At 71.7% G+C, this 23,919-nt stretch carries 21 protein-coding genes; 4 read left to right on the plus strand and 17 right to left on the minus strand.

The window, feature by feature from the left end; translation table 11 throughout:
* Position 1: 1 nt before the first annotated feature.
* The 14 genes from LEL83_RS01875 to LEL83_RS01935 all read right to left on the minus strand — a co-directional run bounded on the left by LEL83_RS01875 (position 2) and on the right by LEL83_RS01935 (position 16,241).
* Positions 2-1,327, minus strand: coding sequence for a sugar ABC transporter substrate-binding protein (locus LEL83_RS01875; protein WP_198657582.1), 1,326 nt, complete (start codon positions 1,325-1,327; stop codon positions 2-4).
* 277 nt (positions 1,328-1,604) lie between these two features.
* Positions 1,605-2,792 (minus strand): ABC transporter permease, encoded by a 1,188-nt coding sequence (locus tag LEL83_RS01880; protein WP_225557540.1) that lies wholly within the window; start codon positions 2,790-2,792, stop codon positions 1,605-1,607.
* The gene (locus tag LEL83_RS01885; RefSeq protein WP_225557541.1) at positions 2,789-3,526 is read right to left on the minus strand and encodes an ABC transporter ATP-binding protein; all 738 of its coding nucleotides are present in this window, start codon (positions 3,524-3,526) and stop codon (positions 2,789-2,791) included. Before LEL83_RS01885 ends, LEL83_RS01880 begins: the two co-directional genes overlap by 4 nt.
* On the minus strand, positions 3,523-4,605 hold the full coding sequence (locus tag LEL83_RS01890) for a peptidoglycan-binding protein (protein WP_225557542.1): 1,083 nt from the start codon (positions 4,603-4,605) through the stop codon (positions 3,523-3,525). The genes LEL83_RS01885 and LEL83_RS01890 overlap by 4 nt, the downstream gene beginning before the upstream one ends.
* Complete coding sequence (locus LEL83_RS01895) at positions 4,602-5,120, minus strand: hypothetical protein (protein WP_225557543.1); 519 nt, start codon at positions 5,118-5,120, stop codon at positions 4,602-4,604. Before LEL83_RS01895 ends, LEL83_RS01890 begins: the two co-directional genes overlap by 4 nt.
* Before the next feature lie 17 nt (positions 5,121-5,137).
* Positions 5,138-6,307 carry a sensor histidine kinase gene (locus tag LEL83_RS01900; RefSeq protein WP_225557544.1) on the minus strand — a complete coding sequence of 390 codons (1,170 nt, stop codon included), beginning with the start codon at positions 6,305-6,307 and terminating at the stop codon, positions 5,138-5,140.
* Positions 6,307-6,960, minus strand: a complete 654-nt coding sequence (locus LEL83_RS01905; RefSeq protein WP_225557545.1) for a response regulator transcription factor — start codon at positions 6,958-6,960, stop codon at positions 6,307-6,309. The genes LEL83_RS01900 and LEL83_RS01905 overlap by 1 nt, the downstream gene beginning before the upstream one ends.
* Before the next feature lie 22 nt (positions 6,961-6,982).
* The gene (locus LEL83_RS15820; protein ID WP_263867076.1) at positions 6,983-7,105 is read right to left on the minus strand and encodes a hypothetical protein; all 123 of its coding nucleotides are present in this window, start codon (positions 7,103-7,105) and stop codon (positions 6,983-6,985) included.
* A 48-nt stretch (positions 7,106-7,153) separates the two neighbouring features.
* Positions 7,154-7,708: a DUF2231 domain-containing protein gene (locus tag LEL83_RS01910; protein ID WP_198657575.1), complete on the minus strand. Its 555-nt coding sequence runs from the start codon at positions 7,706-7,708 to the stop codon at positions 7,154-7,156.
* 83 nt (positions 7,709-7,791) lie between these two features.
* Positions 7,792-9,960 carry an ATP-dependent Clp protease ATP-binding subunit gene (locus LEL83_RS01915; RefSeq protein WP_225557546.1) on the minus strand — a complete coding sequence of 723 codons (2,169 nt, stop codon included), beginning with the start codon at positions 9,958-9,960 and terminating at the stop codon, positions 7,792-7,794.
* A gap of 53 nt (positions 9,961-10,013) precedes the next feature.
* Complete coding sequence (locus LEL83_RS01920) at positions 10,014-11,414, minus strand: MFS transporter (RefSeq protein ID WP_198657573.1); 1,401 nt, start codon at positions 11,412-11,414, stop codon at positions 10,014-10,016.
* A gap of 115 nt (positions 11,415-11,529) precedes the next feature.
* The gene (locus LEL83_RS01925) at positions 11,530-11,823 is read right to left on the minus strand and encodes a Sec-independent protein translocase subunit TatA (protein ID WP_372454426.1); all 294 of its coding nucleotides are present in this window, start codon (positions 11,821-11,823) and stop codon (positions 11,530-11,532) included.
* A gap of 145 nt (positions 11,824-11,968) precedes the next feature.
* On the minus strand, positions 11,969-13,351 hold the full coding sequence (locus LEL83_RS01930) for a sugar transferase (protein ID WP_225557547.1): 1,383 nt from the start codon (positions 13,349-13,351) through the stop codon (positions 11,969-11,971).
* A 205-nt stretch (positions 13,352-13,556) separates the two neighbouring features.
* Entirely contained in the window at positions 13,557-16,241 is a 2,685-nt protein-coding gene (locus LEL83_RS01935; RefSeq protein WP_225557548.1) for a glycoside hydrolase family 2 protein, read from the minus strand.
* Positions 16,242-16,478: 237 nt separating this feature from the next.
* Between LEL83_RS01935 and LEL83_RS01940 the strand changes: the two genes are divergently transcribed.
* The 3 genes from LEL83_RS01940 (at position 16,479) to LEL83_RS01950 (ending at position 19,269) form a co-directional block, all read left to right on the plus strand.
* Positions 16,479-16,898, plus strand: coding sequence for a pilus assembly protein CpaE (locus LEL83_RS01940; RefSeq protein ID WP_225557549.1), 420 nt, complete (start codon positions 16,479-16,481; stop codon positions 16,896-16,898).
* A 67-nt stretch (positions 16,899-16,965) separates the two neighbouring features.
* Entirely contained in the window at positions 16,966-17,796 is an 831-nt protein-coding gene (locus LEL83_RS01945; protein WP_225557550.1) for an aldo/keto reductase, read from the plus strand.
* A gap of 102 nt (positions 17,797-17,898) precedes the next feature.
* A complete protein-coding gene (locus tag LEL83_RS01950; RefSeq protein WP_225557551.1) occupies positions 17,899-19,269 on the plus strand; it encodes an FCD domain-containing protein in 1,371 nt (456 codons plus the stop codon).
* On the opposite strand, the gene LEL83_RS16125 is transcribed toward LEL83_RS01950, so the two are convergent.
* Positions 19,241-20,389, minus strand: coding sequence for a class I SAM-dependent methyltransferase (locus LEL83_RS16125; RefSeq protein WP_225557552.1), 1,149 nt, complete (start codon positions 20,387-20,389; stop codon positions 19,241-19,243). The genes LEL83_RS01950 and LEL83_RS16125 overlap by 29 nt on opposite strands.
* 102 nt (positions 20,390-20,491) lie before the next feature.
* Between LEL83_RS16125 and LEL83_RS01960 the strand changes: the two genes are divergently transcribed.
* Positions 20,492-22,834, plus strand: coding sequence for a hypothetical protein (locus LEL83_RS01960; RefSeq protein ID WP_225557553.1), 2,343 nt, complete (start codon positions 20,492-20,494; stop codon positions 22,832-22,834).
* Positions 22,835-22,912: 78 nt separating this feature from the next.
* Here LEL83_RS01960 and LEL83_RS01965 read toward each other — a convergent pair whose 3' ends face one another.
* Both LEL83_RS01965 and LEL83_RS01970 read right to left on the minus strand, forming a co-directional pair.
* The gene (locus LEL83_RS01965; RefSeq protein ID WP_225557554.1) at positions 22,913-23,377 is read right to left on the minus strand and encodes a DUF3060 domain-containing protein; all 465 of its coding nucleotides are present in this window, start codon (positions 23,375-23,377) and stop codon (positions 22,913-22,915) included.
* 128 nt (positions 23,378-23,505) lie between these two features.
* On the minus strand, positions 23,506-23,919 hold a 414-nt coding region (locus LEL83_RS01970), incomplete at its 5' end, for a hypothetical protein (RefSeq protein WP_225557555.1).

The following is a 23,919-nucleotide window of genomic DNA, read 5'->3' on the forward strand; positions in this document are numbered from 1 at the left end:
CCTACGGCTGCGCGTTCAGCGCGGTCGTGAGGTGCTTCGAGAAGCCCTCGGCGGCCTGCTCCGGCGACTTCCGGCCGGTGGCGACGTCGGCGAACATCGACTGGAACGAAGCGTCACCCTCGATGGTGGCCCAGCCCGGCGTGGCCGGGGTCGGTCGGCTCGTGCCGGCCGCCTCGAAGTACGGCTTGTGCAGCTCGTCGACGTCGCCGGCGACCGCGTCGAGCAGCTCGGTGGAGTTCGGCTCCCAGCCGTCGACCCCGAACACCTGGTCCTGCTGGAACTCCTTCGAGGTCAGGATCTTCAGGTAGTACAGCGCGAGCTCCTGGTTCTTCGCCTTGGCCGGGATCCCCAGGTCAGAGCCGCCGAGGAACACCGGCTGCGTCTTCCCCGCCGTGGACGACGGCATCGGGAACGTGCCGATGCGGTCGGCGAGCTCCGGCTTCGCCGTGGTGATCGAACCGATCTCCCAGGCGGACCCGAGGAACGCCGAGGTGTTCCCCTGTGCGAAGACGTCGCTCTGCGAGGGCTTGTCGGTGTTGATGTCCTGGGTCGACTTCGCGGAGTACGTGTTCTGGAAGTCCTTCCACGCCGTCAGCCCCTCGACGGCCTCGTCCGAGTCGAGCGTGCCGGTCCACTCGCCGCCGTCGTCCGTCGCGATCTCGCCGCCGGCGTCCCAGACCCACTGCAACCCGCCGTACCAGTACTGCCCGGGCATGTAGAAGGCCGAGAAGTCGCTCGCCGTGTTCGCTGCCTTGACCTTGTCGAGGGCGGCGGTGAGCTCCTCGTACGTGGTCGGCACGTCGGTGACCCCGGCGTCCTCCCAGACCTGCTTGTCGTAGATGACGGCGCGGTTGCCGGCGAACAGCGGGGCGCCGTAGAGCTTGCCGTCGACGGTGGCCGGACCCTCGAGCCCGGTCAGCCAGGTCTGGCCGTCCTTGAGCTCGTCGCGGTACGGCGTCAGGTCGGTCAACCCGCCGGCCGCCGCGTAGACCGGCACCTGCGTGTTGCCGAGGTCGACGACGTCGGGGGCGTCGTCCTGCGCCAGTGCGGTGGTCAGCTTGGTGGTGATGCCGTCCCACTGCTGGGTCTGCACCTTCACCTTCGCCCCGGTGTCCTCGGTGAACTGCTCGGCGGCGGCGTCGAGCACCTTCTCGCTCAGGTCGCCGTTCATCATCCAGACGGTGATGGTCTTGCCCGTGCCATCGGGGGTGCCGATGGACTTCGTGCCACCGTCGGAAGCGGCGTTGCTCCCGGCGGAGCACCCGGTGAGGGCGAGCGCGCCGGCGAGGGCGAGCGCACCGAGTGCGGCGAAACGCGTACGTGTCACGATGACTCCCTTGGTCCGACCTTTATGAAAGGACGTTGCGTATTCGCAATAGAAGACCTTCGGGAGCACGTTGTCAACCGTTGGATCGGTCCCTGTGACCGCTTTCGATCCGCGTGTTTCCGGGGCGTCACGGATGTCGAACAGATCGACGCAGACGCTTGACGAGGTGGTCATGACCAGGCATGATCCGCGCTTCGCGAGCACGGCTCGAACGCGACGGACAGGAGGCCCGGCACCGGTCCCGCGGACCGGCACCGGGCCTCCTGTCCGTCACGTCTCAGACGGCCGCCAGGGCGGACGTCGGCGGGATGCGCGCCGCGCGCGCCGCCGGGTAGAGCCCCGACACCCCGCCGATCACCACCGTGGCGCCGAGCCCGCCGGCGACCGCCCACACGGGCAGGGCCACGGGCCACCCCTGCGCCAGGGCGAACGCGATCGTGACCCCCACCCCGATCACGACCCCGGCTGCGCCGCCCAGCAACGACAGCAGCAGCGACTCGACCAGGAACTGGTCGCGGATGGAGCGCCGCCGGGCTCCGAGCGCCCGTCGGACCCCGACCTCGGCCCGGCGTTCGAGCACCGTGATGACCATCGTGTTCGCCACACCGATCCCGCCGACGAGCAGCGCGACGCCGCCGATGCCGACGAGCAGCCCGGTGAACGAGTCGTCGGTGGCGTCCTTCGCGGCGAGCGCGTCCGACGGGCGGGTGACCCCGACGTCCTGCGGCGCACCCGGTCGGACCGCGGCCGCGAGGACGTCGCGGGCCGCTTCCACACGCTCCTGGTCGACGCGCGTGTAGACGGCGGTCGGCGCCCCGTCGAACCCGAGCTGTCCGGCGAGCGCACGCGGCACGAACACGCTGTTGTCGAGTTCCGCGGCGAGCGCGAGCGGCCGGAGGACCCCGACCACCTGCACCCACTGTCCGCCGATCCACACCCGGGTGTCAGCACGGACGCGGTCGATGCCGAGCGCGGCGGCGGCTGCGTCCCCGAGCACGACCTGCGGTGCCGCGGTCCGGGCGTCGTCGATCCACCGCCCGGAGGCGAGCTCGCCGCCGAGCACCGCCGGTACGTCACCCCAGGCCGCGAGCACGGCGATGCCCTTCGTCTCCGGCGCCGGGACGAACCCGTTGCGGTAGACCCCGGCGCCCGGCACCGTGCCGACCGCGGCGGCGGACTCGACGTCGTCCTGCCGGTGCACCGCCTCGAGCGCGGTGTCCGGCAGCGGCGGTGTCTCGCCGAACCCCTGGGCCTCGGTGACGGTGAGCACGTTCGTGCCGAGGGCGTCGAGGACCTGGTCGACCTCCGCCTTGCTCGACGACGAGATCCCGACGACCGCGATCATCGCCGCGATGCCGATGGCGATGCCGAGGGCCGACAGCACGACGCGTGCCGGCCGGGTCCGCAGGCCGAACACCCCGAGTCGGAGCAGGTCCGTCGGGCTGACGGTGCCCCGGGCGCTCACCGGTCGCCCCGGATCGCGGCGGCGAGCGCGGCGGCCCCGCCCGCGGTGTCGTCCTGCGAGACGAGACCGTCCCGCATCCGGACCCGGCGGGGCAGCGATGCCGCGAGCTCGAGGTCGTGCGTGATGACGAGCACGGTGGTGCCCCCGTCGTTGAGCTCGCGCAGCAGGCCGAGGACCGCCGCACCCGAGGCGGTGTCGAGCGCCCCGGTCGGCTCGTCCGCCAGCAGGATCGTCGGGCCGCCGACGATCGCCCGGGCGATCGCGACCCGCTGCTTCTCACCGCCGGACAGCTGGTGCGGGCGGTGGTCGGCCCGGTGCCCGAGTCCGACCCGGCCGAGCGCCTCGACCGCGCGCCGGTGCCGGTCGCGGCGCGGGACCCCCGCGTAGAGCAGCCCGTCGGCGACGTTCTCGGCAGCGGTCGCCCCGGGCTGCAGGTGGAAGTGCTGGAACACGAAGCCGATGTGGTCGGCCCGCAGACGCGACAGGGCGTCGTCGGACATCGTGGCGACGTCGTTGCCGGCGATCGTCACGGTGCCGGAGGTCGGCCGGTCGAGCGTCCCGACGATGTTGAGCATGGTCGACTTGCCGGACCCGGACGGCCCGACGACGGCGACGAGTTCCCCGGCCGTGACCTCGAGCGAGACGCCGCGGAGCGCACCGACGTCACCGTAGGTCTTCACGACGTCCGCGAGTGACAGGACGACCTCGCGGTCCGGCGCGGTGGTGCCGGTCATCCGGGCACCACCACCTGGTCGCCCGCGGCGACGTCGCCGGTGATCGCCACGCGGCCGCCGGCGGTGAACCCCGGCTCGACGGAAACGCGCTCGGTCGTGCCATCCCGGCGGACCACGTCGACGGCGTAGTGGCCGCCGGAACCCGCGACGAGGGCGGAGACCGGGACGGAGAGCACGCCCCGTTCGGTGGTGCCCTCCGCGTCGACCTGGGCAGAGGCCGCGGCCGGCAGCGTGCGGTCGCCGGCGTCGAAGGACACCGAGACGACGACCTTGGTCCCGCCGTCCTCGTCGGTCTCGGGCTGGACGTCGGCGACCTCGCCGCGCATCGGGGCCCCCGTGCCGTTCACCCGGACGTCCACCCGGGTGCCGACCGCCAGCCGCTCGGCGTCTCGCTGCGACACGGTCGCCGAGACGATGCGCTCCGTGCTCGTGACCTGCAGCACGTCGCCGCCGCCGGTGCCCGCTGCCTCCGCGCCCGCGGCGCCGGTCGACCGGCCGAGCTCGCCCTCCACCGACGCGACGCGCACGGCCCCGTCGACGAACGCGACGTCGGCGGCAGTCAGGACCCCGGTGACCTCATGGTCCCGGTCCTCCTGCCACTGCCGCACCGCGGCCTGGGTCCGCGGCCCGAACTCGTCGTCGACGGACACGTCGTAGCCCAGGGCCGCCAGGTTCTCGTTGAGCTGCCGCACGTCGGTGCCGTGCACCCCGCGGGACAGGTCGCGCCACAGCGGTACCGTGCCGTACATCGACCGCACACCGCGCTCGTCGACCGCGTACAGGTCCTCGTCCCGCTCGATGACGTCGCCAGGGCGGGGCAACCACGTGATCGTGCCGGCGGCCGCTGCGGGCACGCCCGTCGGGACGCCGTAGCCGAGGGTCCCGGCGAACACCTTCGAGTCGGTCAGGTCGCCCTTCGTGACGGTCGCGGTGGGTCCCGAGGAGGCGTCGTCCGAGGCCGCCGACGCCGACGACGGCTCCCCGGGGGCGACGGCCGCCCACGTGCCGAGCCCGACGCCGACGACGGCGACCAGGCAGACACCGACGACGAGCAGTCGTCGGCGACCGGGGCGGCTCACTCGCCGATCCCCGTCGTCTCGGACCCGAAGGCCTCCTCGTCGCACGCGCGCGCGACCTCGTCGAAGGCAGCCCGGTCGTCCGGCTGGTACGCCTGCCTGCCCGCCTCGTCGTCGGGGTAGTCGGAGAACCCGCCCTCGCGGATGCACGCCGCTGCCTGCCGCTGCTGCTCGGCCGCACCTTCCATCGGCTTCGCCATCTTCCCGTCCCCGGCACCCCCGCCGTCCCCGATGCACTCCTTGAGGTCGGCCTGGTACTGCTCCGGGTCGACGCCGTCCGGCGCACCGAACTGCATCGTCTGGCCGCCGCTCGAGGGGTCCGCCATGTCGTACCCCTTGCCGCGCATGCACTCGGCGAGCGTCGCGCCCTTGCCGGCTGCCACGGTGGAACCGTCGGCGTCGGTGTCCTCCGCGCTCGAGCACCCGGCGAGCAGTCCGGGCAGCAGGACGACGGCGACGGCTGCGGTGGCGAGGAGGGAACGGGTCCGGCGGGTCTTCGTGGTGGTTGTCGTGTTCATGCCACCAGGACACCGGATCAGCTGTTTCGCCCGGCGTCTCCTCGGGGTTGCACCGGCGAAACACCGACGCGGACGACGAGTCCGCCGGTCGGTCGCGCGTCGACGGACAACGACCACCCGTGCGCCTGCACGACCGACGCCACGATCGACAGTCCGAGACCGCTGTGCCGCCCACCCGGCCGCGCCGACGGGCACCGCCGGAACGGCTCGACCAGGCGGGGCGCCTCGTCCACCGGCACCGCGGGCCCGGAGTTCTCGACGACGATCCCGTCCGGCGACGTCGTCACCCGGACGAACCCGCCGGGCTCGTTGTACTCGACGGCGTTGCCGACCAGGTTGCCGAGGAGCTGCCGCAGCAGCGTCGGCTCGGCGTCGACGACCAGGCCGGGAGGCCCGGTGCGGGCTTCGTGGGTCAGCGCGACCCCGGCGTCGGCCGCGTTCCGGACCGCCCCCGCGACCACCTCCGCGGTCACGTCGTCCACGTGGACCACCTGCGTCGTGCCGTCGAGCCCGCGGTCGGCCTCGGCGAGCACGAGCAGCGACTCGACCAGGTGCTCGGTCCGCCGGTTCTGCTCGAGGAGTTCGTCGCGGACGGCCCGGACGTCGGCGGCGCCGACGTCGTCGTGCAACCCGATCTGCACGGCGGCCCGCTGCACCGCGAGCGGGGTCCGGAGCTCGTGCGAGGCCTGCGCCACGAACCGCCGCTGGCTCTCGAACGCTGTCTCGAGCCGGTCGAGCAGGTCGTCCACCGTGCGGGACAGCCGCCGGAGTTCGTCGTCCGGCCCGACCAGGGCGATCCGCTCGTGCAGGTTCGACGCGGTGATCCGGGTCGCGGTGGCGGTGATCCGGTCGATCGGGCGGAGCATCCGCCGACTGACGAACCACCCGACTCCACCCGCGAGCACCCCCGCCACGACGATCCCCACCGCCGACCACTGCCACTGCAGCGCGTTGGCCTCGGTGACGACGCGCAGGGTCGTCTGCGACGCACCGAGTCGTTCGGGGTCGATCGGGACGGCGGACGGGATCCGGGTCGCCGGCCCGCCGTCCCGACCGAGCACGGGCAGCGTCCGAGCGAACGACTGCTGGGACGCCAGGTTCACGAACACCAGCACGGCGGTGGTGAGCACCATCGAGGCCACGGCGAAGGCGAGGGCCGTCCGGACGCGGATGGTGAGCGTCCGCATCACAGGGCGTACCCCTGCCCCGGCACCGTCCGGATCGGGTCCGGGTCGCCGAGCTTCCGCCGGAGCTTCGACATCGTCACCCGGACGGCGGCGGTGAACGGGTCGACGTTCATGTCCCAGACCTTCTCGAGCAGTTCCTCGGCCGAGACGATCCGGCCGTCCGCACGCAGCAGGGTCTCGAGCACGCCGAGTTCCTTCGCGGTGAGGTCGAGCGGGCGACCGTCACGCGTCGCCATCCGCCGGTTCGTGTCGAGGAGCAGGCCGGCACGTTCGAGCACCGGCGCGACGGGAGCGACGCTCCGACGGCCGAGCGCCCGGACCCGCGCGACGAGCTCCGGGTACTCGAACGGCTTCGTCAGGTAGTCGTCGGCACCGAGTTCCAGGCCGTTCACCCGGTCGGTCAGCGTCGTCGCCGCGGTGAGCATGAGGATCCGGGTCAGGCTCTCCCGGGCCGCCAGCCGCCGCGCGACCTCGTCGCCGTGCATGCCCGGCAGGTCCCGGTCGAGCACGACGACGTCGTAGTCGTTCACCGCCAGGAGCTCGTCGGCCTGGTCGCCGCGGTGGGCGACGTCGACCGCCATGCCCTGCCGGGTCAACCCCGTCGCGACGAGGTCGGCGAGGGCTTGCTCATCATCCACCACGAGTACACGCACTGATGTATTGCAGGTGATGTTCCTACGAGGGAACTGGGAGCACGGCGACGGCGCCGGTCCGCTCGTCCACCCGGACCACGAAGGTGGCGGCCGTCGGCAGCGGGACGGTCAGGAGCGGCAGGGCGTGGATGCTCACGAGGTCCATGCTCCGACCATGACGGTCGGAGGGTTTCTCCGGTGTTGCGCGTGCGGCTCACGCGTCGAACGGCACCTCGCCGTGGTCGCTCACGCCCGCGCGCTGCCGGTACGACAGGTGTCCGCCCAGGTACCCGCCGACGCTGACGACCGCGAGTCCCGCGAAGCCGAGCACCTTGCCCGCTCCGTGGTTTCCCCGCTTGCGCTGCAGCCAGGACAGCCCGTACAGCGACAGCCCCACCCAGTTCACGGCCTGGTGCACCCATCCTGTGCGCAGCTGCTCGCGGTTCAGCTCGGACCAGTCGACGTAGCCGGCGACCGAGGCACTGCCCGCGGACACCACGCCGACGCCGACCAGGGTCTTCGCGGCCTTCGCGTTGCCCTTCCCGCCGAGCAGGTCCAGGACAGCCGCCGAGATCCAGGCGCCGAGCGGGACCTGCACCATGAGCGGGTGGATCGGGTGGCCGAACGGCACGCCGTGCAGCAGCTGCCGCAGGGCCTTCGGCTTGGCGAGGGCGTTCACGACGGCACGGTCGACGTCGACGGCCTTGTCGAGGACGCTCGCGTGCTCGACGGCGTCGGTGAGGCGGCGGATCGCGCGGATCTCAGGCATGTCGTGGACGCTAGACGGAACGGCCCGTCACCGATCCCAGGAACCGGTGACGGGCCTCCCGTCCGTCCGCAGCGTCTGCTGCGCTACTCCTCGACGATCTCGGCGAGCTCGAACGGCTCGACCGTCAGGCCGTCGCCGTCCGCGGCGACGTCGACCCGGACGGTGTCGCCGTCACGGACGTCGCCGGACAGGATGGCGCGCGCCAGCCGGTCGTCGATCTGTCGCTGCATCAGGCGCCGCAGCGGCCGTGCGCCGTACACCGGGTCGTAGCCGCGCTCCGCGAGCCAGCCACGGGCCTGCGGGGTGACCGCGAGCTCGAGCCGGCGGTCGGTCAGGCGACGGGCGAGGCGGTCGACGTCGAGCGACACGATCTGCCCGAGGTCCTCGGCGGTCAGGGCGTGGAACACCACGATGTCGTCGAGCCGGTTGATGAACTCCGGCCGGAACGCCTGCTGCACGAGCTCGCGGACGGACTCCTCCCGCTGCACGTCGGTCAGCGTCATGTCCGTCATGAACTGCGAACCGAGGTTCGACGTCAGCACCAGGATCGTGTTCCGGAAGTCGACCGTGCGGCCCTGCCCGTCGGTCAGTCGGCCGTCGTCGAGCACCTGCAGCAGCACGTCGAACACCTCGGGGTGGGCCTTCTCGATCTCGTCGAGCAGGATCACCGAGTACGGGCGTCGACGGACGGCCTCGGTCAGCTGCCCGCCGGACTCGTACCCGACGTACCCGGGCGGGGCACCGATGAGCCGCGACACCGAGTGCTTCTCGCCGTACTCGCTCATGTCGATGCGGACGAGGGCCTTCTCGTCGTCGAACAGGAACTCGGCGAGCGCCTTGGCGAGCTCGGTCTTGCCGACACCGGTGGGCCCGAGGAACAGGAACGACCCCGTCGGGCGGTCCGGGTCGGAGATGCCCGCACGGGTGCGCCGTACGGCCTCGGACACGGTGGACACGGCGGTGCGCTGCCCGATGATCCGACGGCCGAGCTCGCTCTCCAGGTGCAGGAGCTTCTCGGTCTCGCCCTGCAGCAGGCGACCGAGCGGGATGCCCGTCCACTGTGCGATGACGGCGGCGATGTCCTCGTCGGTGACGCTGTCGTTCACCATGCGGTCGGTGCTCCCGGCCCGCTCGGCGGCGGCGAGCTCGGCCTCGATGCGGGGCTTCTCGCCGTACTCCAGGCGGGACACGAGCTCGTAGTCGGCCTCGCGCTGGGCACGCTGCGACCGCATGTTCAGGTCGTCCAGCTGCTGCTTGAGCTCACCGATGCGGTTCAGGCTGGCGCGCTCGGTCTGCCAGCGCTGCTCGAGCTCGGCCAGCCGCTCCTCGCGGGTGTGCAGCTCGTTCCGCAGGGTCTCGAGGCGGGCCTTCGAGGCGTCGTCCTTCTCCTGCTTCAGCGCGAACTCCTCGACGCGCAGGCGGTCGACGTTGCGCTTCAGCTCGTCGATCTCGACGGGGCTCGAGTCGATCTCCATGCGGAGTCGACTCGCGGCCTCGTCGATGAGGTCGATGGCCTTGTCGGGCAGCTGTCGCCCAGAGATGTACCGGTTCGACAGGCTCGCGGCGGCGACGAGCGCGGAGTCGTTGATCGTCACCTTGTGGTGCGCCTCGTAGCGCTCCTTGAGCCCGCGCAGGATCGCCACGGCGTCCTCGACGCTCGGTTCGCCGACGTAGACCTGCTGGAAGCGGCGCTCGAGCGCGGCGTCCTTCTCGATGTACTCGCGGTACTCGTCGAGGGTGGTCGCGCCGATGAGCCGGAGCTCACCACGCGCGAGCATGGGCTTGAGCATGTTCGACGCCGCGACGGACCCTTCGCCGCCGCCGGCACCCATCAGGGTGTGCAGCTCGTCGATGAACGTGATGACCTGGCCGTCGGAGTCGTTGATCTCCTTGAGCACGGACTTGAGCCGCTCCTCGAACTCGCCGCGGTACTTCGCGCCGGCGATGAGGGCGGAGATGTCGAGCGACACGAGCCGCTTGTCCTTCAGGGAGTCGGCGACGTCGCCGGCGACGATGCGCTGCGCGAGCCCCTCGACGACGGCGGTCTTGCCGACGCCGGGCTCGCCGATGAGCACGGGGTTGTTCTTGGTGCGGCGCGTCAGCACCTGGGAGACGCGCCGGATCTCGGCGTCGCGTCCGATCACCGGGTCGAGCTTGCCGCTGCGGGCGATCGCGGTGAGGTCGACACCGAACTGCTCGAGGGCGGTCTTCTGCCGCTCCTGCGAGTCAGGGGCACCCTGGAGGTTCGCCATGCGTTCCGTCCTTTCGTTGCGGTGGTCTCGTACTTGAGTCTACTCCACTCAACTTACGTGGGCGCGGGGACATTCCTGATCCCGAGCGCACTGACCACGGCGCCGGCCAGCAGCAGCAGCGCCATCACCACCATCGCCCGGTGCAGGCCGTCGACGCTCACCCCGCCGCCGAGCACCACACCCGCGAGCGCCACCGTGACGAGTCCGGCGATCCGGGCGATCGCGTTGTTCACCGCGGAGCCGGCACCCGCGTCGGCCTGCGGCACGGACCCGAGCACCGCGCTCGTCAACGGGGTGACCATCAGGGCGATGCCCGCGCCGACGAGCACCAGGCCGGGCAGCACGGACCACCAGTACCCGGCGGGGTCCTCCCCGGCGAGGAGCATGAGGAGCGCCCCACCGGCACCGATCGCGGGACCGGCGGCCATGAACCACCGCGGCCCCCACTTCCCGGCCAGGGACCCCACCGCGGTCGAGAGCGCCAGGAGCATCACCGTCGGGGGCAGCGTCGCGAGGCCCGCGAGCCAGGCCGGGTACCGCCAGACCTCCTGCAGGAACAGCGTCACCACGAAGAAGACCATGCCGAGCGCGCCGTAGATCGACAGGGTCGCCAGGTTGCCCACCGTGAAGTTCCGCGCCCGGAAGAGCCCGAGCGGCACCAGCGGAGCGCCGGTCGTCCTGGTGACCCGGAGCTCCCACGGCACGAACGCCGCGAGCGCCAGGGCACCGAGCACGAGTGCCCCGACGACCACGGGCGCGTCCCAGCCGAGCCGTTCCTGCTCGATGAGCCCGAGCACGACACCACCGACCCCGACGACGGCGAGCACGGCGCCGACCACGTCGACGCGCGGCCGGGTCGCCGGGTGCACGTCACCGGTGATGCGCAGCGCCAGCGGGATCGTGACCGCGATCGGCACGGCCGTCAGCACGAAGATCCACCGCCACCCGATGCCGTCCACCACGAGCCCGCCGACCACCGGGCCCAGGATCATCGCGGCGCTCGACCATGCCGTCCAGGTGCCGATGGCCCGGGCCTGCGCCGCCCCGCGGAAGGCCGCGACGATGAGCGCGAGCGCACTCGGGGTGACCAGTGCCCCGCCGACGCCCTGCAGTGCCCGGGCGACGATGAGCACCTCGCCGGTCGGTGCGATCGCGCACGCGACCGAGGCGATCCCGAACACGACCATCCCCCACGTGATGATCCGCACGCGCCCGAACAGGTCGGACAACGACCCGGCGACCAGGATGAGCGAGCCGAGGGTCACCAGGTACGCGTCGACGACCCACTGCTGCACGACGAGCCCGCCGCCGAGCTCGTCGCGGATCGCGGGGAGCGCCACGTTCACGACGCTCCCGTCGAGCCCGACCACGAACGAGGCCAGGATCGCGACCACGAGCACGATCCGCCGGTCGTCGCGGAGCGGGGCGGCGGCGTGCGGCGCAGGAGCGGTCATGGTGCTCATCCTGCCGCTCCCGCTCGCTCCCAGCCCGACGGTCGACCCCGGGAACGCCGAAGCCCCCGCGACCGATGGGGTCGCGGGGGCTGCCGACAGGACGGGGCTGGGTGTCCTAGTTCTGGGAGTAGTTGCGGGAGTCGGCGTTCGGCTGCACCGAGGGGCCGGGGTTCACCACGGGCTGTGCGACCGGAGCGGCGGGCTCGGCGACCGTGTTGTCGACGGTACCGGTGGGTGCCGCGCCGTCGGCCTTGGCCTTCTTCTCGTCGTCCGACATCTCCTTCTTGAAGATGTTGATCGACTGGCCGAGGCCCTTGGCGAGTGCCGGCAGCTTGGTCGCGCCGAACAGCAGGATGACGATCCCGAGGATGACCAGCAGGTGTACGCCGCCGAGGTTTCCGAGCATCATGACTCCTTGATCTGGAACTGGTCGCCGTTCGTGTGGGTCGTCATCGATCCACGCGGCGGAAGTCCGTGTGCAGCCATCGTAACTCCCCCGCCGTCGGATGCCCAGGTCGGCCCGGGAACGGACACCGTTCGCCCAGGCAGGCGCGTCAGTAGGCCCCGTGCGACCGGAGGACCGACGGCACGGTCCGGGCGAGGATCACCAGATCGTGCACGAACGACCAGTTCTCGACGTAGTGCAGGTCGAGCCGCACACCCTCGGCCCAGTCGAGGTCGGACCGACCACTCACCTGCCACAGGCCCGTGATCCCGGGGGTGACCAACAGGCGACGGTCGGCGAAGTCCTCGTACAGGGCGACCTCGCACGGCAGCGCCGGACGCGGTCCGACCAGGCTCATCGACCCGGTCAGCACGTTCCACAGTTGCGGGAGCTCGTCGAGCGAGGTCCGGCGCAGGAACGCCCCGACCCGGGTGACGCGGGGGTCGTCCTTCATCTTGAAGAGCGGACCGGCCCCGTCGTTCCCCGCACGCAGGGCCGTCACCCGCGCCTCGGCGTCGACGCACATGGTGCGGAACTTGACGATCGAGAACTCCTCGCCCCCGCGGCCGACCCGCACCTGTCGGAAGAACACGGGACCGCCGTCGTCCAGCCGGATCACCAGGGCGATGACCGCCAGCACCGGCGTGAGCGCCAGCACCCCGAGGGCCGCCCCGACCAGGTCCAGGGCACGCTTGCCCGTCCGGCGCCGGTAGTCCGGGGTCTCGACGTGCATCAGCGGCAGCCCGTCGACGGGGCGCTCGTGCACGCGTCCGGCAGCGACGTCGGCCAGGGGCGAGGAGACCACGAGCTCGACGCCGTGCTCCTCGAGCTGCCATCCGAGCCGCCGCAGACGCTCGTGCCCGCCACGGACCGCGCCGGCGACGACGACCGCCGACACCCCCTCGGCCCTCGCCCGGCCGAGCACGTCGTCGATGCCGCCGACCACCGGCGCCGACGCCGCCCCCAGGTCCACCACGGTGCCGATCGGCTCGCAGTCGGTGACCACCGCGTGGACCCGGTAGCCGGCGCTGGGCGTGGCGGCGATGCGGCGGCCGACGTACCGGACGTCCTCGGAGTCCCCGACGATCAGGACGTCCTGCAGGCGCCCACCCCTGGCCCTGGTGCGCGCCAGCGCGGAGCGGACCGCCTTGCGCCCGAGCGACAGGAGCACCAGGCCGAGCGGGAACGCGATGGCGACGTACCCGCGCGCCAGGTCGATCTGCGCGACGTAGGCGACGACCGCCACCCCGGCCACCGCGACGAGGCTCGCGGTGACGAGCCGGCGGTACTCGTCCCCGCCGGTGCCGACGATGCGGGGGTCACGCGTGCGGAACGCCGCGAGCAGCACCATCCAGACCAGGACGATCGCCGGCGCGGTGGCGAACTCCATCCAGCCGACCCGGGGACGCACCGACGGCAGCTCCCCGGGGAAGCGCACGACGTGCGCCACAGCGAACGCGACCAGCAGCAGGGCCAGGTCGAGCGCCGCCACCGTGGGAGCGAGGCCACGACGAGCGTGCGCGGGTCCGTCCCGGCGCTGCGCCCCGAGGGTGGGCGTGGTTCGTGGACGGATCGCGAGCGACAACGTGGGACCTCCTGTCGACCGGATCGACGAGGGGTCGTCCGGACGCCGGAGTCGTTCGGGTCACGACAGCGAGCGGCGCACCAGCAAATATATCACCGTGATGTTCTGGACATCAACGGGCGAGCACGCGGTCCAGACTCCAGAGCACCGGCTCCGACCGCAACGCCGGCACGTCCGTCTCGGCGACCCCGGTGATCCGGAACACCACCCGCTCGCCCGGCAGCAGCGTCATGAACCCACGGTCCACCGCTCCCGTCGGCGACACCCGGTCCGGCTGCACCAGCAGGTCGCGCACGAGCGAGTCGGCCTCGACGATCAGGTCGAGACCACCGTCGAACGGCGTGAAGGTGGTGCGGTACCGAGCCGGCTCCCACCGCATCGAGTGGTCGGGCTCCGGCGTCCAGACGGCGCGGTGCCAGTCCATGTCGGCGACGATCAGCTCGTTCGTGGGGTCGTCGACGACGCCGACCGACTCCGGCAACGCCACGACGACCACGCCGGCGCGTTCGGACCGGACCGGCAGCGACACCTCGGCCAGGATCGCGCCCGCCGTGGTCACGCGGCGCACCCGCACGACGCTGTCCTGACCGCTGCGCGCCGACCGCACGGCGATCTCGACCGGCGAGGCGCCGAAGGCGCCGGGCGAGACCCCGAACGACAGCGTGTCCGCGAGCGTGCCCAGCTCGGCCGTCTCGCTGCCGTCGGCCGCGTGGTCGGGGCGATCCGGGCCTCCAGGCCGAGCGCCGGCTGCGGTGACGTCCGCGGTGACGTCGGACACCGGACGGATGGTCAGCAGTACGTCGTCGTACAGGCGGCGCAGCTCGTGCGCGAGCGGCTTCAGCCGCCCGGCCGAGTCGATCGCCGACCACGACGACACCGGCCACAGGTCGTTGAGCTGCCACATCACGACACCGGTGTTCCGCGGCCAGTGCGTGCGCCAGTGCTCGACGCCCGTCGCGACGGCGCGGGCCTGCTGCAGCTGGGTCAGGTAGTGCCACCGGTCGAACGAGGCGGGGTCGACCGTGCCGAACCGCGGCTCGATCCCGCGGGCGAGCTTCGCCATGCCGTCGGCGGCCTTCTGGTGGTGCAGGACGCCCGGCGAGTCGACCCGCAGCACGTCGTCGGCGACGCCCTCGCGCAGCGTCCGCCACGCGGGCGGCGCCTGCCAGCCGAACTCCGACACGAACCGCGGCACGGACTCGCGGTACGCCGTGTCCGGCAGCCGGTTCCAGGGGTCCCACGAGTGGTGGGTCTCGTGGTCGACGTCGTTCGCGGGGAGCGACTCGTCACCGGACCACGGCGAGGCCACGGTGTAGAAGCGCGAGGGATCCACGGCGTCGACGATCGTGGGCAGCAGGTCGAGGTAGTAGTCGAGGCCCCAGCCGCGGTCGCCCAGGGACGACCCCCAGTCGTCGGCGTCGTGCAGCCAGATGTTCTCGTTGTTGCCGTTCCAGACCACCAGGGACGGGTGCCGCGCGAGCCGGGCGACGTTGTCGCGCGCCTCGGCGATGACCTCGCTGCGGATCGGTTCGACCTCGGGGTAGGCCGAGCAGGCGAAGGGGAAGTCCTGCCAGACGAGCAACCCGAGTTCGTCGCAGACCTCGTAGAAGTCGCGCGACTCGTACACGCCGCCGCCCCACACGCGCACGAGGTTCGTGCCGAGCGACGCCGCGGCACGCAGCCGCGATTCGAGCCGCGACCGGTCCCCGCGCGAGACGATCACGTCGTCCGGGATCCAGTTCACGCCACGGACGTCGATCAGGGTCCCGTTGACGTGGATGCCGAACGGGCGGCCGACGCGGTCTGCCTGGGTGTCGATGCGCGTCGAGCGGAAGCCGGTGCGGAAGGTGTCGCGGTCCAGGACCTCGCCGTCGACGGTCTGCAGCTCGACGACCACGTCGTACTGGGCCTGGTCGCCGTACCCACGCGGCCACCAGCGTCGGGCGTCGGGCACGCGCACCGTCACGACCGTCTCGTCGTCCTTCGGGGTCAGCTGTGCCCGCGACCGCTGCCGGGTGGCGCCGCCGTCCTCGGTCGTGCCGCTGACGGTGACGACGAGCACCAGGTCGTCGTCCTCGCCGTCCTGGTCCAGGTCGGCGGTGTTCTCGCCGAAGCGTGACGGGCCGGAGCGCTCGACGGTGATGTGCGTGTCGAGCACGCCTTCACCCGCTTCGACGTCCACCAGCGGTCGCACCTCGCGCAGCCTCGCCGTGGACCACCGCTCGATCGCGACGGGCCGCCACGGGCCGCTGGTCACGGCCGTCAGTCCCCAGTCCCAACCGAAGTTCGCGGCCATCTTGCGCACGTACGGGAACGGTTCGTCGTACGGACCGGGCATGCTGCCGGCCTTCGCCGCCACCCGTCCGGCCTCGCGGTACGGCGACTCGAACAGGATCTCCAGGTCCTTCGAGCCCGGGCCGGACGCTCCGGACTGCACCCGTGCGTCGAACCGGTAGCGCCGGTGCATGTTCCTGGTGGTGCCGACGACCACCCCGTCCAGGCTCAGCTCGGCCACGGTGTCCAGGCCGTCGCACACCAGGTCGACGCGCTCGTGCCCGCGCGGATCGACGTCCACCGTGCGTCGGTACGCCCAATCGGCGCGGCCGACCCACCCCGCCGCCTGCTCGTTGCGGTGGAAGGTCGGGTCGGGCAGCAGCCCCTCGCGCTCCAGGTCGGTGTGCACCTGTCCCGGCACGGACGCCGGGATGGCGCGACCCGCGACACCGTCCGGCGCGCCGGTCCCTCCGGCCAGGGTCACGGTCCAGCCGTCGCGGAGTTCCTCACGGTCGAGGGTCATGCGGGTCCTTCTCTGGGTGCACGGGATGTCCGTCCACCTCGGTCGGGACGCCGGCCGGCGGCCCGCCCCGTGGCCGATCGGTCGGCCTGGAGGCGCGGCACCGGTTGCCCGGGCGTCGTCGCGTCGCGCGCGCGGACGGGTTGCGCTCGCGCGGAGGGTGCTCAGCGATGCTAGTACGCCGATGCCATCAGCACCCTCCGTGGTGACACGGTCGGCGGCGTGCGGCAGGGTGGGGACGTGATCACCGTCGAACTCGCCCGAGCACTGCACGACGCCGGCCTGCGCTGGCACCCCGAGACCGGCGACCGGTTCGTGATCGACAAGCCCGAGGCCGACGGCGACGTCTACACGGTGTCCGAGATGACCGTCGAGCGGCACGACTCCCCCACGGGCACGATCCTCGGCTTCAACGGCACGACCGAGTGGGCGCTCGACTCGGTCACCGCCGACGAGTCGCTCTGGCTCCCGCGCGAGGACCAGCTGCGGGAGCTGCTCGGGCCGTCGTTCGTCGGGCTGACCCGCGTGCAGGTCGGCGACCGCGTCGTGCACACCGTCACCGCGACGATCGGCGGGGTCGACCGGAGCTTCGCGTCCGAGGACCCGGCGGTCGCGTACGGGCAGGCGCTGCAGGCGTACATCCGCGCCGCGCTCGACTGACACGCCCGGTCGCGGCTCCTGGGCGTTCCTGGAATGCCCGCTGCACGCCGTTTGGTTGCATGGGGTCATGACCGTTCCGAACATCACCCTGAACGACGGCAAGACCATCCCGCAGCTCGGCTTCGGCGTCTTCCAGATCGACCCCTCCGAGACGAAGGCCGCGACCCTGGCCGCGCTCGAGGTCGGCTACCGCCACATCGACACCGCTGAGATGTACGGCAACGAGAAGGAGGTCGGCGAGGCGATCGCCGAGTCCGGCATCGACCGTTCCGAGATCTTCGTCACCTCGAAGCTCAACAACGGCTTCCACGCCCCCGAGGCGGCGCTGGAGAACGGCAAGAAGTCGGCCGACCTGCTCGGCGGCTACACCGACCTGTTCCTCATCCACTGGCCGCTGCCCACCGTGTCGGACTTCGTGCCGACCTGGAAGGCCCTCGAGGAGCTGTACCACGCCGGCACCGCCCGCTCGATCGGTGTCTCGAACTTCCAGGCGCACCACCTGCACCGCCTCCGTGCCGAGACGGACGTGCCGCCGTCGGTCAACCAGATCGAGGTGCACCCGTACATGGTGCAGGACGAGCTCCGCGCCGTGAACCGCGAGCTCGGCATCGCGACCGAGGCCTGGTCGCCGATCGCGCAGGGCCTCGTGCTCGACGACGAGACCATCACCCGCATCGCGGCGTCGGTCGGCAAGAGCCCCGCGCAGGTCGTGCTCCGCTGGCACATCCAGCGCGGCGACATCGTGTTCCCGAAGTCGGTCACCCGTGCCCGCGTCGAGGAGAACTTCGCGATCTTCGACTTCGAGCTCTCCGACGGCGACATGACAGCGATCACCTCGCTCGACAAGGGCCACCGCACCGGTCCGGACCCCGACACGTTCGACTACGTCCCGGCCTGATCAGCCCCCTTCCCGACAGGAGCCGTCCGCACCGCGGGCGGCTCCTGTCGCGTCGCGCCTGTCGCAACGGCGCCGGATACGCTGCACGACGAGGGGGTGGCGATGTCCACTGAGACCGACCGGGCGCAGGGGTTCGACGACGCCTACCGGGCCGTCCTCGGCGCCGCCCGCGACGGATCGCTCGAGCGGGACGTCGACCACGACGAGCTCGTGCTCTCCGGGCGCTTCGGGCTCGATCCGGTGGTGCTGCACGCGGTGCTCGAGCGGCTCACCGACGTCGGGCTCGTGACGGTCGTCGCCGACGGCACCGTCCGCTTCGGCACGCTGTCGGTGCCGGCGTGGAACGACAACGGCCACCTGCTCGTCGGTCTGATGGAGGGTGTGCTGCGCTCCGCACGGACGGCAGCGACACCGGCGTCGGAACCGACGCCGGCCGACACCGCCGAGCACGACGCCGTGTTCGGCGCCCTGCGCCGGGCAGCCGCGCTGCGCACCCCCGACCTCGACCCGGCGTTCTGGGCGTCGCTGCGGTTCTGGATCGACCGCTCCCCCAACGCCGCGCTCGCCGGGCTGGCCCGCGGCGCCCTCGAACGCGTCCGCTTCGGCGCGAGTCCCTCCGTCCCGTTCCGGACCACCGCGGTCGAGGACTGGGCCGCGGCGTCCGACCAGGCGCTGCGGTACCCGTCGCCCCGGACGGCAGAACGCGCCGCCCACGTCCTCGCCCGGGTGTGGGACGAGCAGCTGACCGCCGTCGCGCCGCGCCTCGGTTCCACTGCCGCCGACCTGCGCGCCGTGACGTCGTCGGCGGCGGACGTGCCGACGTGGGCCGCGTGGCAACCGGACGAGCTGTGGTGGGACCTGCTCGCGATGGTGCGCGACGGCACCCTCGAGCGTGGACGGACCCACCCGACGCGGGACGTCGCCGCGCGCCTCCGCACGTCAGCGCGCACCCTGGCGCCCTCGTTCCGTCGACTCGAGCTCATGGGCCTGGTCGACCGATCACCGGACGACCACGACGCCGTCCGGATCGCGGACCCCGGCGTGCAGCACTGGATCGACTCCCTGCAGCTCGCCACCACCCTCACCGAGATGTGCGCGCGGGCAGCCGTCCCGACGCTCTCCGCCGACGGTCGAACCGAACTGCACCGGGTCGTCGCCACCGTTCGGCAGTACGCGCGGACCCGCGACTACGCCTTCGCCGTCGGCATGGTCGAGCTGTCCCGCACCCTGGGTCGGCACACCCCGAACCCCTGGATCGCCGGCAACATGCGTCTGGCCATCAGCCGGCTCGCGTTCGTGTTCGACGAGGCCCCACCGCTCCGGCAGTGGGCCGTGGACGACGTGCTCACGCTGCTCGACGAGGCGATCGACACCGGCGACCCCGACCTCGCCAGTGCGGCCGTGCACGCCCTCGCCGTGCACTACGACGCGCACGTGCTCGAGGTCACCGCCCGGTGGCGACCGACGCCGTGACCGTGAACTTCTCCGTCCGCAGCACCTGCCGCGTCGGCCCGACCAGACGCTCGAGCACCGGCCGGTAGCGCAGGTGCGAGTTCCAGACGCACCACAGTTCACCGCCGGCCTGGAGGATCGTGGCCGCGTTCCGGAACATCGCCTCGGCCGCGTCGGTGGTCACCGTGGTGTCCGCGTGGAACGGCGGGTTGCAGAGCACCAGCTGGGCCGATCCGGAGGCGAGCTCGTCGCCGGCGTCGGCCCGCACCACCGTCACCCGGTCGCCCACGCCGTTGGCGTCGGCCGTGGCCCGGGTCGACTCGACCGCGATCCGCGAGACGTCGGTCGCGATCACCTGCACGCTCGGACGCCGGAGCGCCACGGCAGCGGCGACGACGCCGTTGCCGGACCCCAGGTCCACCACGGTCCGCGCCGTCGGGACCGCGTCGTCCATCGCCTCGAGCAGCACCCGGGTGCCCTGGTCGAGCGAGGTCCCGGCGAACACGCCGCCGTGCGCGACGATCGTCATGCCGAGCTCGTCGACGTGCACCGAGCGCGGCCACGGCGCGGTCGTCGCCGCGCGGTCCGCCTGCGCACGCAGCGGGTCCTGCGCGATGAGCAGGCGGGACTTGCCGCGCCCCCGCGACGCGGTGACCTCGCCGAACGACCGCCGCAGCACGTCGTTCTGCGACACGTGCATGTACTTCACGTTCCCGCCGCACAGCAGCACGACGTCGGGCGCCGCGAACCGCGCGACGGCACGGGCGATCTCGTCCAGCCGGTCGTGCGACTTCGACAGGCGGAGCACCACGAGCCGGACGTCCCGGAAGGCGTCCTCGAACGTCGACGGGTGGTTGAACCCGCGGATGCCGAACGTGCCGGCGTTCGCCTCGAGGGCACGCTGCCCCACCAGGGAGTCCTGCACCACCCGGACGTCCTTGGCCCCGTGCTGGGTGATGAGTCCGAGGGTCAGGACACCGTGACGATCGTCGACGACCGCGACCTCGCCGGGCTGCCGGAGCGCGTCGCCGTGCACGTGCGGTGCCTCGTCGATGAGGAACCGGTCGGTGCCGTCGATCGCGATGAGGTCCGGGGCGGAGTCGTCGCGGCGGCGGAAGAGGTCGGCAAAGTCGGGTGACACCGCGCCAGCGTAGCCGCGGCGCTCCCATCGCACTCGGAAGGTTCACATGCTGTGCATGCGAAATATCAATACGCTTTGGCTCCCCCACCAAAAGGAGCTCCCATGGCCCTCTCTCCCTTCCGGAGCACTGCAGTCGTCTGCAGCATCGTCACCGCCTCCCTCGGCTTCGGCCTCCTGACACCCGCCGTCGCGACCGCGGCGGCCCCATCACCGACGAACTCGGTGGCGCAGGACCCGCCCGTCGCCGCCATCGACGACCTCCCCGTCGATCCCCGACTCGAGTCCCCGACCGTCTCGCGCATCGAGGACACGTTCGCCGGGTCGCGTGCCGTCATGGGCTTCGCCGGCAGCGACGACGTCTACCTGCTCGACGGCGACGAGACCGTCAGCCGTTGGGCCGGCGGGCAGGGACTCTTCCTCCTCCGCGCCCTCGACAAGTACCGCGACAGCGCGCTCGACCTCGTCCGGGTCCACACCGCCGCCGACGGTACGAAGACCCGGACCGAGCGGACCCCGCTCCCGCGCACCCTTCAGGTCGACGGCCTCCGCGCGTCCAACCGGTTCGTCCCGGGCACGAAGCAGTTCAGCGGCACCGCGTCCGCCGGCGCCACCATCACGGCGACCGACGTCACCAGCGGTACGACGCTCTTCGAGACCGAGGTCCCTGCCGCCCGGACCGCAGTCGGAGCCTGGAGCGCCGGCGCCGAGCTCACCGCCGGCGACCACACCGTCACCTTCACGCAGACCCTGCCCGACCGACGGACGAGCGTCATCGACCGTGTGGCCTTCTCCGAGGGCACCGGTGAATCGCCCGCTGCACCGGTCGTCCAGCCGTCCGAACGACGCCTCGACGGCGACTTCACCCTGTGGGGCGCAGTCGACGACCGCACGGTCGAGGTGGAGGTCCGCACCTCCGACGGCACCTCCGTCGGCGAAACGCGCGTCGTGGACGGGGAGTTCACGGCGACCGTCCCGCAGGAACACCTCGGCTCCACGGTCGACGTCGTGGCCATCTCGGCCGACGGTACCGAGTCCGCCGTGTCCACGGCGGAGCTCATGCCGCTGCCGGTCAGCGCGGACGTGACGAAGCCCGCCGTGCGCGAGGTGAACGTCCTGCCCGACGGCACCGTCCAGGTCATCGGCGAGGTCCAGCAGATGGCCGGGGCGCAGATCCTCGACGGCGACACCGTCGTCGGGTCGATCCCCTCCGGGACCAACGGGTGGAGCTTCAACATCCGTGCGCAGTTCACCGGGAAGCAGCTCGACCTCGTCAACCTCGGTTTCGACGGACAGCGCTACTCGGCGACGTCCGAGCGCGTCGCGCTCCCCCGCCTGCTGCAGGTCGACGGCGTGGCAGCGGAGAACTCCTACACGCCCGGTGAGCACGACTTCTCCGGGTCGGCCGAAGCCGGCTCCACCGTCGTCGCACATGACCAGCAGGGCAGGGAGCTCTTCCGCGCAGAGGCCGAGGCGACCCGTTCCGGCGTCGCCAAGTGGTCTGCTCGTGCCGACCTCGCGAGCACGGACGGCTACGAGGTCACCTTCACCCAGACCACCGCGGACGGTCGCACCTCGGTCATGAAGGACATCACGTTCACCGCCGACGCGTCGGCCGTGTTCGCCGTGACGAGCCCGGAGGCAGGGTCGACCCACAAGGGCGAGCTCGTCACGTTCACCGGCACGGGGGCCGCGGGCGACGAGGTCACCCTGCACGTCACGAACTTCGACTCCACCGACGTGACCACCAAGGTCACGGGAGCCGGCACGTGGAGCGTCCAGCGGTACCTGGGCGTTGGTGCGTACGCCTTCGACATCACCCAGCGGAACACGGCCGGTGACGTCACGGGGAGCGTGACCGACCACCGGATCAATCAGCCTGCAGCCGGGGCGGGACAGCCGTTCGCGGTGACGAGTCCCGAGGCCGGCAGTGACCACAAGGGCGAGATGGTGACCTTCACCGGGACCGGCGCAGCGGGAGACGAGGTGACGCTCGCCGTCTCCAACTTCTCGTCCGCGCCGGTCAGCACCCGGGTCGGGCAGGACGGCACCTGGCGCGTGCAGCGGTTCCTCGGCACCGGCGCTTACACCTTCGACGTGTCCCAGCGGAACGCAGCCGGCGACACCACCGGGAGCGTGACGGACTTCCGACTCAACCAGCCCGTTGCGGGGATCGACAAGCCGTTCGCGGTGGCCACTCCGACGACCGGCACGACCTTCACGGCGAACACGGTCCTCGAGTTCACCGGGACCGGTGTAGTCGGTGCCGAGGTCCGCGTCGACCCGGGCCCGGGTCTCGCCGCGGTCACGACCCACGTCCGCGCCGACGGCACGTGGGCGGTCGGGAAGTACCTCGGCAACGGCCGGTACAGCTTCGTGGTGACGATGACGCCGGCGAAGGGCGACGCACAGTCGTCCGCTCCGATCGTGCTGACGCCAGCGGCCTGACACTGACGACGAAGCCCCCGCAGCCGAACGGCTGCGGGGGCTTCGTCGTTCTTTCTTCCAGAGAGGCTCGTCGGCTTGCTACTTCTTGTTCGTCTTGTCCTGCTTCTCGGACAGCGGCATCAGTGTGGTGCCACTGCCGATCTCGTTGTGGACCGGCTCGTCGCCGCTGTAGTAGATGGTGTTGCCCTTCCCCGCTGTCGTCACCTCGGCCACCGAGTCGACCGTGATGGTGTTCTCGTCACCCTCGACGGTGAGCTTCTGCAGCGCGTCCGCGGTGATCGTGTTGCCCGATCCCATGACGTCCACGAAGTCGCACTCGTCGAGGGAGAAGGTCGCATCGCTCTTCACGGGCGTGGAGACCCCGTCGGCGCACGTCCCGGAATCGTCGGCGACACCGCCGGTCGGAGCCGAAGACACGGTCGCCGGGGAGCTCGGCTTCGGTGCAGCGTCGTTCTTCGTCGCGGTGCCGGAACAACCGACGAGGACGAGCGCGGCGAGTGCTGCAGCGCCGAGGGAGATCGTGATCCGGTGAGTGGTACGCATGAGGTCTTCCTGTCTGTCAGGTGCGGAGTCGTGCTTCCGCTGCGAGATCGTGGAACGGCCGGGCCCGGTGGGAACCGGACCCGGCCGTCGTCATCGGCGTCTGCCGGTGACGGGTGTGTGGGGTGTGATCAGGACGCCGGCTGGTTGAACTGCAGCCCTTCCAGCGACGCCGTCACCTTCCCGGTGGAGACGTTCTTCTGCGTGATGTCGATCGTGTACGCGCCGGTGCCGAGGAACTTCTCGATCTTCCAGTGCCCCGTGTAGTCGACCCGGACCTTCGGCGTCTGGCTCTCGAAGTTAATCACCTTCAGGGTGATCTCCTCGTTGGCGTTCCCCGTCCCCTCGAACGTCACCATCTGACCGCGGAGGTCGGAACCATCAGCGGGCGAGGTGAGCGCGAACGGCAGGTTGGTGCTCTGGTTGAGCAGGATGTTGATCGGCGCACCCGTCTCGGTGCCGGCCGCGTTCTTCATCGCGACGTCGACGTCGTACGCGCCGACACCGGCGAACCGGTCGACCTTCCAGTCGCCCTTGTTGTCCAC

The sequence above is a fragment of the Curtobacterium oceanosedimentum genome (assembly GCF_020297365.1).
GTDB lineage: Bacteria > Actinomycetota > Actinomycetes > Actinomycetales > Microbacteriaceae > Curtobacterium.